Origin of the sequence: Hominimerdicola alba, assembly GCF_900109655.1 — a bacterium.
Taxonomy (GTDB): Bacteria; Bacillota; Clostridia; order Oscillospirales; family Ruminococcaceae; genus Hominimerdicola; species Hominimerdicola alba_B.
Map to the genome: position 1 here is coordinate 118,946 of NZ_FOAT01000007.1, position 12,277 is coordinate 131,222.

Sequence of the window (12,277 nt, forward strand, 5' to 3'; positions counted from 1 at the left end):
AAATTTTGCCACAGCGCGGAATTATTCAACATGACATCGGATTTGTCCACCCACAGGCAGTGTTTTGAGTGATATAATATATGCAGAAATATTTTATCTTACGGAGGTACACATCTATGCTGAAAGCACCGAATTTAGAGGATTGCAGGGTCACAAGCGGAGTTTTCCGCGAGCGTATGGAGCTCAACAAAAAGTATCTGAAAGAGCTTGACCCCATATGTTTATTGCAGAATTTTTATTTGGAGGCAGGAATAATCCTCCCCGATATGCAGGTGATATCCGAGCCCGAAAAGGCAAATCTGCACTGGGGCTGGGAATCTCCCGCCTGCCAGCTAAGAGGGCATTTTCTTGGACACTGGATGTCTGCCGCGGCTATGTTGTCGGTGAGCGATGATGACAGCGAACTCAAAGCAAAGCTGTCCAAAATTATAGACGAATTGGAGCGCTGCCAGATCCGCAACGGCGGGAAATGGGTTGGAAGCATACCCGAGAAGTACTTTAAATTTATGGAGAGCGACGACTACATCTGGTCTCCCCAGTACACCATGCACAAAACGCTGATGGGACTGGTGGATGCCTACCGCTATGCGGGCATCGAAAAGGCGCTGAAGATCGCCGATGCACTTGCTGACTGGTACATCGAGTGGGCGAAAAGCATTGAAAATACAGCTCCTTTCACGGTTTTCAAGGGCGAGCAGGGCGGTATGCTTGAGGAGTGGTGCATACTTTTTGAGCTGACCCGCGACCCGAAGTATCAGAAGCTGATGGATATTTACCGTGAAAACGCCCTGTACCACAAACTTGAACAGCACAGGGACGCCCTCACCGACGACCATGCCAACGCAAGCATACCGCTTTCTCACGGTGCTGCTGAATTATACGAATCAACAGGTGAAGAGCGCTGGAAGATCATCAGCGAAGAGTTCTGGGCGCAGGCTGTAACTCAGCGGGGTATGTTCGCCACATCAGGCGCAAATTCCGGGGAATTCTGGATTCCTGCTAACTCTCAGGGCAGCTATCTCGGGGATACAGATCAGGAGTTCTGCACGGTTTACAATATGGTTCGTCTGACTGATTTTTTGTACAGAAGAACAGGCAACACCGATTATGCCGACTACATCGAAAGAGCCCTCTATAACGGGTTCCTTGCACAGCAAAATATGCGCAGCGGAATGCCCGCATATTTTCTGCCTTTAGCAGCAGGAAGCCGCAAGAAATGGGGCAGCAAAAGGCACGATTTCTGGTGCTGTCACGGCACGATGGTACAGGCGCAGACCCTCTATCCGCGGCTGATATGGTACACCGAGGGCAACACCGTTACCGTTGCCCAGTATATCCCATCCGAAGCCAAACTGGATATCTGCGGCAGCAAGGTCAGGCTTTCCCAGTGTACAGAGCTTAAAAACCTGAATAATCAGGTGTTCTTCGATGAGGACGAGGGCGGTGAGAAGAGCAGATGGTCACTGAGGTTTGATATCGAATGTGATACCCCCACAGAATTCACGCTGAGATTCAGACTTCCATGGTGGCTGAAAACCACACCGCAGGTAATTCTTGACGGCGAACCCATACAGGCGGATATTGCGGACAATTACCTCATGATCTCAAAAGCATGGCAAAAAAGTACCATACAATTATTGCTCACTCCCAAGCTCACCGCCGAGCCCCTGCCCGATATGCCCGAGACTGCCGCACTCCTCGACGGTCCCATCGTGCTGGCGGGCATGACCGACAAAGACATTGGTTTGCAGGGCGATCTCTCCGCACCTGAGACCTTCCTGCACCGACGCACCACTCACGAGTACAAGACATACGTCTGGAAACAGAACACCTACGTCACACGCCACCAGCCTGTAAACATCGAATTCAAGCCGCTCTACGAAGTTACTGACGAGGTGTACACGGTGTATTTCAGCAAGAGATAACAATTAGCTTTGCAGACAAAAAAGCAGCAGCACAAATTTGTACTGCTGCTTTTTCATGTATAAAATTGTACGTACACCATTAGTTTTGTCCAAGAAGTGTCTGGTCAAACCTGAACAGCGCATCATTTATCTCGAAGATATCGTATATGCCGTGGACGATGTGATACCTTACTATCAGATCAAAGTCCAATGAATTGGACAGTGCATATCCCGCCTTGGAAAGCAGATCCTCAGTCTCGCGGATATCCAGTTTCAGCGCCACCGCGAAAGCCACCGCAGTCTGCTTTTTGGGCTTGTAATGGACATCACTGCGTATCTTTGAGAACAGCTTGCGGTCGATATTTGCCCGCTTGTAGGCTTCAACATCGGTCATCCCACGTTCATCGATGAGCCTAAGAAGCGCCTGTGAGAAAGATTCGTCCCGCATCGAGAAATAGTCCTCTGCCGCGCATTCTTCCGCGGCATCACAGGCATCATAATTCGGTACAGCTGATTCTGTCTTTTTCGCCCGACCGAACAAGCCTTTCTTTTTGGGCTTTGCTTCCTCGTCTTTCAGCACAGCGGCAGCCGCGGCGAGCGCATTGAAGCAAGCCGCATTTCCCATCATCTCACGTCGTCCCCGCTCCTTGTCCTCGCGGATCTTCGCGTAGGCATCGTCGATGAACTGCCTTATGCCCTCAAAACGCTCTGCGCTTATCTCAAAGCTGTCCTTGTCGAATATCACCAGCGTGATATCCATTTCGTGGTCTTCAAGGAATCTCCGCGCTTCGCTTTCGGCGACCTCTATCGCTTCACGTTTTGGATAGCCGTACACCCCCGCCGATATCAGCGGAAAAGCTATGCTTTTACAGCCCAGACTTTCAGCCAGCGCCAGAGAATTTCTGTAACAGCTTTGAAGAAGTTCCCTCTCGCCCTGTTCACCGTCCTCCCAGACAGGACCCACCGTGTGGATAATATGCTTACAGCCCAGACCGTAGCCCTTAGTCGCCTTTGCCTGACCTGTCTCACAGCCCCCGAGAAGCCTGCATTCCGCAAGAAGCTCGGGACCCGCCGCGCGGTGTATCGCGCCGTCAACTCCCCCGCCGCCCAACAGCGAGCTGTTTGCTGCATTCACTATCGCGTCCGCCGAAAACTTAGTAATATCGGCACGCACCAGACAAAATGGCATAACTATCCCTCCGTTTACTGATTTTCCGTTTCCCCGTTATCCTCTAACGAAAGCTGACCTAGGTCATCGCCGTAGGCGCTCTGCATAAGCATCGTCCTGAGTGCGGTGCATCTTCGGTTCTTGCCGTTATTCATTATCATGAAGCCTATCCTCTGGGCCGTGCCCAGTATCACCAGCAGTTTCTTCGCCCTTGTGACCGCGGTGTACAGCAGATTTCGGTAGTAGAGGCTGTCCATGCCGTCATAAAGTGTGAGTATCACCGCATCGTACTCAGAGCCCTGGCTTTTATGTACCGTGACAGCGTAGGCAAGTTCAAGGTCGTCAAGCATTTCGCCGCTGTAATCGGCTATCCTGCCGTCAAAATCTATGGTGACTATCTTCAGCAAAGGTCTGACACCTATCACAATGCCGATATCGCCGTTGTAGACACCCTTTCCGTTTTCCTCTTTTCCGCCGTCAGTTTTCGTCCAGCTTATCTCGTAGTTGTTCTTCGTCTGCATGACCTTGTCACCCACGCGGTAGATGGCGTAAGGCGTTTTCAGCTCGTCCTTTTTCTTGTCGGCAGGATTCAGCTCCTCCTGCAATATCTTGTTCAGCTCGGGAGTGCCGATGCGCCCCTGTCTTGTGGGGGAAAGCACCTGAATATCCCTTATGGGGGAAAAGCCGTACTTCTTCGGCAGCCTGTCACTGCAAAGCTCCACCAGAGTTGTGTAGATATCCTCAGCTTCGGGGCGGCGCAGGTAGACAAAATCCCTATCCCGCTTTTTGAGATCTATCATATTTCCCGAAACTATCCTGTGGGCGTTCATGACTATGTCTGATTCCTGTGCCTGCCTGAAAACTTCCGTCAGCCTGACCACCGACATAACTCCGCTGTCGATGATATCCTGCAATACATTTCCGGGACCCACAGGCGGAAGCTGGTCGCTGTCCCCCACGAGTATCAGTTTACAAGTAACACTCAGTGCCCGCAGAAGCGCTTCAAACAGCACGCTGTCCACCATGGACATCTCGTCCACCACCATGACCTCGCAATCCAGAAGGTCGTCCTCATCGTGTACGAACATCATTCTGTCGTCGTCCGACGGGATAACTTCCAGCATACGGTGGATAGTCTTGGCTTCAAATCCTGTCATATCGCTTATGCGCTTTGCCGCACGACCTGTGGGCGCGGCTATCATTACATCAAGCCCCTGCTGTTCAAACAGTGAGATTATGGCGTTCAGGGTAGTGGTCTTGCCTGTGCCGGGACCGCCCGTCAGCACAAGAAAGCCCTCGGATATGGCAAGATTTATCGCCTTTCTCTGCTTCTCCTCGTACTTGATGCCGCTCTCCTGCTCCTCCATGTCGATTATCTCGGAGTAGTCTATCTTGTTATCGTGGGTTATACTGCGCATAACTTCCAGTCGGCGGGAGATATACTCCTCAGCCTTGTAATAGCAGTGGAGCATGGCGTAATTCACGCCGCTGATATCCAGCTCGAATATATCCTGCTCCGATATAGCGACTTCTTTCACCTTGTCGAAAAGCTCTCCGCTGACATTCAGCAGGCGCACAGTTTCACGCTTCAATACTTCCATGGGGATACAGGTATGACCGCCCTCACGCGCCGCACTTCTCAGCACGAAAGCCATACCCGCCCTTATCCTCTGCTCGCTGTCGCGGGGTATAGCCTCGCTTTCGGCTATCTCGTCCGCCTTTGCAAAAGCGAGCTCGATACCATCGGTACAGAGTATGTATGGGTTTGACTTTATCAGACCTTCCGCCGCATTGCCCAGCTTTCTCCAGGCGCGCACCCCGAATTTCGTGGCAACTCCGTTCTTGCTCATGTAGACCAGCAGAGCACGCGCCGCAAAGGTCTTTTTGAAATCATCATGTATCGCATCGGCTTTTTTGGGGTCTATGCCCTTGACTTCCGTGAGCTTCTCGGGCTCGTTCTCGATAATCTCAAGTGTCTTGCCGCCAAATGCCGCCACCAGCCTTTTTGCCATAACAGGATTCACCGAATCCAGCGCACCGCTGACAAGATACCTGAGTATCGAAGCCTCCCCCGTGGGCAAACTTCTCTCGAACATCTGAACTTTGAACTGCCTACCGAAAGTGCGGTGCTTCACGTATTCACCTGTGAGTATTACGCTTTCGCCCTCTTCGATGTTGCCAAGCTCACCCACAGCCTTTATCAGGTCGTCCCCCGTGTTTACGTCGATCACACAGAAGCTTCCGTCATCGCTCTTGAACTGAACGCGGTCTACCTCGCCCTCTATCTTTTCCGCTTCACTCATTTTTGACCTCCCATGTGTCCGCCTTGACCTGCTTATCTTTCTGCCCGCAGATGATATCTGCAAGCTCATCTGCCGCCGCAAGGATAATTCCATACTCCGCGGCAAATTCCCGTATACGTCGGCTGAATCTGCCGTCAGTGCTGACAAGTATCACCTTTTTACCGTACTCCCCTGCCGCTTCCTCGTCCCTGATGATACCGAGGATATCCTCTTCGCAAGATATATCTTCACCATACCGCACAACTACCGCGGCGCGGCATTTTCTCTTTCTGCTTGATATCATCTGCACCGCCAGCGAAAACGCCGTCAGCAGAAATATCATCACCGCAACTACTGCCATAGGCTCACCCCCATATATCCTATGCCCGCGAGCCTAAAACGTTACGCCCCCAAGACCCGCAAACCGCGGTCTCGAGGGCATTAACAACATCACTTGTCGATTTTCAGAGATTTATATATATCGTCCATTTGATTTTTCATCTTGTCCTTGCGTTCGCTTGAACACAGCACGCTGAACTGATATACTTTCTCGTCAACTACCTCGATATGCATCTCAACGTAGTTGTTGGTCATGGCAGTATCATTATATGTGAATTTGAGCACGCCGTTCTTATTTTCGATAAGCTCGTAATCTTTAAGCTGTTCGGTGAATGTTTCATCCAGTCCATCGGCAAAATCCGTTTTCAGCGTTACCAGCTTATCCTTGCCGTCATAGTACTCCATCAGCGCATCAACGTCATTTGAAGCGGGAGTCATGCCAAGTTCGGGAATGAGTGTCGTCACATCATATATCACATAGGTGAATTCAATATCTGTATTTGCAAAGGATCTGCATTTTTCAGACCTCAGGACTTCAAAGGTAAAATCATCCACCTCCCTCATGGAGGCCGGGAGTGTTGCCTCGAAGCCGTCAACCTTTATCGTTGTACGTTTTCTGTCGTATATAAAGAACACCAGTGTGAATATCGCAAGTGCCAGTGCTATCAGGATACAACTGATCATTTTCGGATCAATACTCGCAAAGATAGTTCCGCGCCTCTCCTTTACGGTTATACCGCCGAACTGCTCTGCTTTCTGCCTGAATTGATCCTGTGGAGTTATTCCCTTGTTCAGGCTGACTTTATTATCAACGTCAACTCTTATGGTATCACCACAGTTATTGCATATCTTATCGCCGTCATTTATGACTGCTCCGCAGGTCTTGCAAACCATAACTCCGCCCCCTTAGTTTTTGTATTCTATGGAATCATACATCTTTTTGAATTTGCTTATATACTTATTTTCGTTTTCTGTACGGCAGTATGCAATGTACATATAACAATTATCATCCCTCAGATCGATCATCATGTCGCAGAAATGATTTTCGCCATCTACATCACAGTAGAACCTGAGGTGGTTATCAAGCTGATCCTTTCTCTTATAATTTTTCAGGCTTTTTTCAAAGCCACTGTCCATAAGAGTAAAAATCAAGTTGTATAAAGCCTCGTTGTTATCTTTTCCAAGGTTTAAAGCACTTGTATTTTTTTTAATATAAGCAAACCTCATTTTCCCGTTCGAGTACATATGTGAGTCATCCGCATCTATACTATCAAACACAGAGCTCGTTTCCACTTTCAGTTTCTGCGGAAAAGTAATGCTGATATCTCCGAAGCTTTCTTTATGCTCGGAATTCATGTTATACTGATAAACAAAAAATGTCAGCAGGAAGACCAGCACAGCCACAAGAGTCAATATAAGCTTGCGCACATCCGGCGAGCTTTTTTGGGTTCGGGTATAACTGTTGTTCCCGAAAGACGAGTTCATGCCGTAATTCCCATAACCCGAACCGCCGTTCATGGTATTTCCGCCATATCCGTTCATTCCGTTACCGCCGTAGCCGTAACCGTAGCTGTTCTGCTGGGAATAGCCTGCATTGTTGTTATATGCAGGTCCCATTTCCGATCTTCTGGTACCGCAGTTTTTGCACTCGTTGTCATAGTCGCCCAGGGGCGCACCGCAAATAGGACAATTCATATTCTGTTACTCCTTTACTTTTCATCTTTTTGTTACGCATTTATGTATATTCTGTTATGCGAATATCCCGTAACCCGACTCATTTTCATATAATTACAGCTATGCAGGGCGCACCCGTAGATACGTCCTGCATAAAGCCATTATTGATATAGTTACCGACATTGAAACTGCTGCTTTGCGAACTTCGCAAGGTGCAATATCTGATGTTTTTTACTATAAATATTATTCCTTGTTGGCAGCTCTCTTAGCAAGATCTGCAAGAGCGTCTTTTCTTGAAAGGTTGATCCTGCCCTGCTCGTCGATCTCCATTACCTTTACAACGATCTCGTCGCCGATGGATACAACGTCCTCTACCTTCTCAACTCTGGACTTGTCCAGCTTGGAGATATGTACAAGACCATCCTTGCCGGGAGCGATCTCAACAAATGCGCCGAAGTTCATGATACGAACGACCTTGCCCTTGTAGATAGCGCCGATCTCGGGATCATTTGCGATGGTGTTGATGATGTTGATAGCAGCCTGTGCCTTCTCCTTATCGAGACCGCTGACAAATACGCTGCCGTCCTCAGAGATATCGATCTTGACATCGCACTCAGCGGAGATCTTCTGGATGACCTTTCCGCCGGAGCCGATAACTTCTCTGATCTTATCAACAGGAACCTTGGTGGAGAGCATCTTGGGAGCCCACTTGCTTACCTCAGGTCTAACCTCGGGGATAGCCTTGAGCATGATCTCATCAAGGATATACATTCTTGCTTTTCTTGTCTTCTCGAATGCGCTTGCGATGATATCCATAGTCAGACCATCGACCTTGATATCTACCTGTATAGCAGTGATACCGTTCTTGGTACCGCCAACCTTGAAGTCCATATCGCCGTAGAAGTCCTCAAGACCCTGGATATCAACCATTGTCATCCAGCTGCCGTCTTCCTTGGTGATCAGACCGCAGGAAATACCTGCAACGGGTTCCTTGATGGGAACGCCTGCGTCCATCAGAGCCAGGGTAGAACCGCAGATAGAGCCCTGAGATGTGGAACCGTTGGAAGAAAGTACCTCGGATACGCATCTGATAGCGTAGGGGAATTCCTCAACGGAAGGCAGTACAGGAACAAGAGCTCTCTCAGCCAGTGCGCCGTGACCGATCTCACGTCTTCCGGGGCCTCTTGAAGGTCTTGTCTCACCTACAGAGTAGCTGGGGAAGTTGTACTGGTGCATATATCTCTTGCTGGTCTCTTCATCAAGACCGTCAAGCTTCTGTGCGTCGGAAACAGGGCCGAGAGTACAGATAGTCATTACCTGTGTCTGACCTCTGGTGAAGATACCTGAACCGTGAACTCTGGGCAGTACGCCAACTTCAGCAGCGAGCGGTCTGATCTCGTCGATGCCTCTGCCGTCAACACGCTTGCCCTCATAGAGCCAGTTTCTAACGATCTTCTTCTGCAGCTTGTAGAGTACTTCCTCGAGCATAGCGCCCTGATCGGGATACTGCTCGTCATACTTCTCGTGAACTGCATCATATATAGGCTGCATTCTTGCATCTCTTACGTTCTTGTCATCGGTATCGAGAGCCTTCTTAACGTCCTCGCCTACCATAGCCTCGATCTCGTCGAAGAGGTCGTGGTCAACTTCCATAGACTCGAACTCGAACTTAGGCTTGCCGATCTCCTTCTGGATGCCCTTGATGAACTCTACCATCTTCTTGATCTCAGTGTGACCTGTCTCGATAGCCTTCAGCATCAGATCATCGGGTATCTCCTCAGCGCCTGCCTCGATCATAACGATCTTCTCAGCAGAACCTGCAACTGTCAGATTCAGCTTGTTGTTAGCTCTCTGCTCAAGAGTGGGGTTCAGTACCAGTTCACCATCAACATAGCCTACGTTGATGGAAGCAACAGGTCCGTTCCATGGGATATCGGAGATAGATATAGCGATAGCAGCAGCAATCATACCTGTGATCTCGGGTGAGTTATCGGGATCAACTGCCAGTACTGTCATAACAACAGTTACATCGTTTCTCATATCCTTTGGGAACAGAGGTCTGATAGGTCTGTCAACACATCTTGAAGTCAGTATAGCCTTATCGCTTGCCTTGCCCTCTCTCTTGGTGAAGGAGCCGGGGATACGGCCTACTGCATACATCTTCTCCTCAAAATCAACGGAAAGAGGGAAGAAGTCAACGCCCTCTCTGGGCTTCTTGGAAGCTGTAACGTTAGCCATTACAACGGTCTCGCCGTATCTTACCCAGCAGGAGCCGTTGGCAAGTCCGCAGGTCTTGCCAGTCTCAACAACGACGGGTCTGCCTGCATAAGTAGTTTCAAAAGTCCTTGCGTTCTCAAACATATTAATTATCCTCCTTAACACTGTTCGGCAAAGGCTTTAGCATAAAGCGCAGAGTGCACATATTCCCGACTTTTACACTCTCCGATCAATGCTAAAAAACCATCACACGAACATAATTTTACTGTTTTTAAAAACACCAAAAGGCAGTGACGGATTACCGCCTCTGCCTTGATGATCTTAACTTGATTACTTACGGATACCCAGCTTGTCGATAACAGTTCTGTATCTCTCGATGTCGTTCTTCTTCAGGTAGTTGAGAAGGTTTCTTCTCTTACCGATCATCTTGTACATACCTCTTCTGGAGTGGTTATCCTTCTTGTGGACCTTCAGGTGTTCTGTCAGGTCGCTGATTCTCTTTGTCAGGATAGCGATCTGTACCTCGGGGGAACCTGTGTCGGTCTCATGAGTTCTGTTAGCCTCGATTACGGCTGTCTTTTCGTCTTTTCTCAGCATAATTTTGTACCTCTTTCTTAAAATATTTTCCTCTGCGTCGGCATACGGCAGGTACTTTCTTCTTACCGAAGCGTGACCCGTATTCTGATGCAGGGATACTTATGCCTGTGCGTTCTTGCCACGCACAATATGACTTATATATTATACAATATATCCCGCTGTTTGTAAAGAGAGTTCACAGAATTTTTACATATTACTCCGAATCTTTCTTTTATCAGAAACTTATACGCGCATCAATTTATTTTCCTTGAATTTCGCTTTTCCATTCTCCGCTTTGAACTTTTATGAAGCAGAAAGCCGAACGAAAGCACCAAAAACACAATCAACCCGATCAGGAGATACCAATTATATACCGTTACAAAATGTTTATCATCACTGCTTCGGTCAACAGTTAATTGGTCGTCAGATATATCATACTTTATCTCACCACTGATATATCCGCTCTTATCATTCAGCGCTTCAAAAGGCTCGGACACCTGAATGATATGACCCCTTTCATCAAGCACTGCAATTTTGAAAATTCTTTTCTTCTCATATATTTCATTCATCTCGGTAATATCAAGGCTAAGGTCTTTACCCATAGTGAAGCAGTTTACCGAGATCATAGTATCGCGCCATTTCATTTTATCTATAACAATATCTGTATAGACATCTTTATAATGGCACGAGAAACTTATATAGCCATCTTCGTCCGAATAATTTTTCAGTTCCTCAGCGTTAAGTTCAAACTGCTCCATATTGTTTTGGTTGAGATCCGTATAATAAGCATCGGAGCTGTCCATTTTCACAAGCAGGTCGATATAATATGCATCGTTAGTTAAATGGTGTAGCTCAACCGAAAGATTGTCTGCATTTTGGCGCGCAAATGCCGTAATTTCGGACATACACAATACTATTAAAGCCACCACAAATATTATCATTTTTTTCATAGGTTTTCCTCCGATATTCTTATCATCAAGTCTGCGTTGTACTACCGCTGACATTATATATACGTTTCAGAGAAAGGATTTTATGGTGTTATTTTTTACAAATATTGGCGCAGTGAGGTGTTAGATTTTCACAGAATTATGATCGGTGGACAAGGTCACTCCTCGTTTCTCGGGCAGAGACAGCGACTACGTCGGCTGTGACGCACCGCCGATTTCAGGCGCGGCAATAGTTTACGCAGATAGAAAGAGCGTGGACGTTTGATTGTCCACGCTCTGATCATCTTGATATTGCAACGCCTTTATATCGTCCCCTGTGAGTGTCTTGTTACATGACAGCCCACATTCACCGATACAGGAAGTCCTGCTATATGTGTGGGTGCTTCCTCGATATTTACAGCAAGGCAAGTCTGTGTGCCGCCGAAGCCCTGAGGACCTATGCCCAGCTTGTTGATCTTTTCCAGTATTTCCGCTTCGAGATCAGCATACAGCTTCTTGTGGTTTCTCTCGCTTACAGGTCTGCAAAGGGCTTTCTTTGCAAGGTAAGCGCACTTTTCAAAATCGCCGCCGATGCCTACACCTATCACTATGGGTGGACATGGATTAGAACCTGCTTTCGCACATACGCCCACTACCCAGTCAACTATCTCTTCTCTTGTAACAGAGGGTGTCATCATCTTCAGCTGAGACATATTCTCACTGCCGAATCCCTTAGGCGCTACCATGATGTTCACCTTGTCACCGTCAACTATTTTAAGGTGTACCACGGGAGGTGTGTTGTCACCTGTATTCACTCTCTCCAGCGGGTCGCTGACTATGGAACAGCGCAGTCTGCCGTCGATGTAGCCGCGGGATACGCCCTTGTTCACAGCCTCGTTCAGCGAACCGCCCACAAAGTGAACGTCCTGACCTACCTCCATGAATATTACCGCCATGCCTGTATCCTGGCATATCGGTATAGTCTCATCGCGGGCTACGTTTATATTGCTGATGATATCATCAAACACGTTTTTGCCCACAGGCGAGCTCTCCTTTGCAGCCCCCGCCTTTATGCACTGCTCCATATCCTCGGGCAGATAAAGGTTCGCCTTGATGCAAAGCTCTCTTATAAGCTCTTCTACTTCACTGACATTGATCTCTCGCATAATAGCTCCTCCTGTTTTCGCAGAC

Annotated in this window: 10 protein-coding genes; 1 reads left to right on the forward strand and 9 read right to left on the reverse strand. The window is 48.2% G+C overall.

Features of this window, described 5'->3' with window-relative positions; all coding sequences use genetic code 11:
- Positions 1–116 precede the first annotated feature (116 nt).
- Entirely contained in the window at positions 117–1,925 is a 1,809-nt protein-coding gene (locus BMY75_RS09665; protein ID WP_074833181.1) for a beta-L-arabinofuranosidase domain-containing protein, read from the forward strand.
- A 79-nt stretch (positions 1,926–2,004) separates the two neighbouring features.
- Here BMY75_RS09665 and BMY75_RS09670 read toward each other — a convergent pair whose 3' ends face one another.
- The 9 genes from BMY75_RS09670 to BMY75_RS09710 form a co-directional block, all read right to left on the reverse strand.
- Complete coding sequence (locus BMY75_RS09670; protein ID WP_074833183.1) at positions 2,005–3,093, reverse strand: O-acetyl-ADP-ribose deacetylase; 1,089 nt, start codon at positions 3,091–3,093, stop codon at positions 2,005–2,007.
- A gap of 14 nt (positions 3,094–3,107) precedes the next feature.
- Positions 3,108–5,375 carry an SF1B family DNA helicase RecD2 gene (gene recD2 / locus BMY75_RS09675; RefSeq protein WP_074833185.1) on the reverse strand — a complete coding sequence of 756 codons (2,268 nt, stop codon included), beginning with the start codon at positions 5,373–5,375 and terminating at the stop codon, positions 3,108–3,110.
- Positions 5,368–5,715, reverse strand: a complete 348-nt coding sequence (locus BMY75_RS09680) for a hypothetical protein (RefSeq protein ID WP_074833188.1) — start codon at positions 5,713–5,715, stop codon at positions 5,368–5,370. Before BMY75_RS09680 ends, recD2 begins: the two co-directional genes overlap by 8 nt.
- Positions 5,716–5,804: 89 nt before the next feature.
- Positions 5,805–6,587: a zinc ribbon domain-containing protein gene (locus BMY75_RS09685; protein WP_074833190.1), complete on the reverse strand. Its 783-nt coding sequence runs from the start codon at positions 6,585–6,587 to the stop codon at positions 5,805–5,807.
- Positions 6,588–6,599: 12 nt separating this feature from the next.
- The gene (locus tag BMY75_RS09690) at positions 6,600–7,388 is read right to left on the reverse strand and encodes a zinc ribbon domain-containing protein (RefSeq protein ID WP_074833193.1); all 789 of its coding nucleotides are present in this window, start codon (positions 7,386–7,388) and stop codon (positions 6,600–6,602) included.
- Between the two features lie 222 nt (positions 7,389–7,610).
- Positions 7,611–9,728 carry a polyribonucleotide nucleotidyltransferase gene (locus BMY75_RS09695; RefSeq protein ID WP_074833195.1) on the reverse strand — a complete coding sequence of 706 codons (2,118 nt, stop codon included), beginning with the start codon at positions 9,726–9,728 and terminating at the stop codon, positions 7,611–7,613.
- Positions 9,729–9,914: 186 nt separating this feature from the next.
- On the reverse strand, positions 9,915–10,181 hold the full coding sequence (gene rpsO / locus BMY75_RS09700; protein ID WP_074833197.1) for a 30S ribosomal protein S15: 267 nt from the start codon (positions 10,179–10,181) through the stop codon (positions 9,915–9,917).
- Positions 10,182–10,414: 233 nt separating this feature from the next.
- A complete protein-coding gene (locus tag BMY75_RS09705; protein ID WP_074833199.1) occupies positions 10,415–11,110 on the reverse strand; it encodes a hypothetical protein in 696 nt (231 codons plus the stop codon).
- A gap of 299 nt (positions 11,111–11,409) precedes the next feature.
- Positions 11,410–12,252 carry a fumarate hydratase gene (locus BMY75_RS09710; protein ID WP_074833202.1) on the reverse strand — a complete coding sequence of 281 codons (843 nt, stop codon included), beginning with the start codon at positions 12,250–12,252 and terminating at the stop codon, positions 11,410–11,412.
- Between the last annotated feature and the right edge of the window lie 25 nt (positions 12,253–12,277).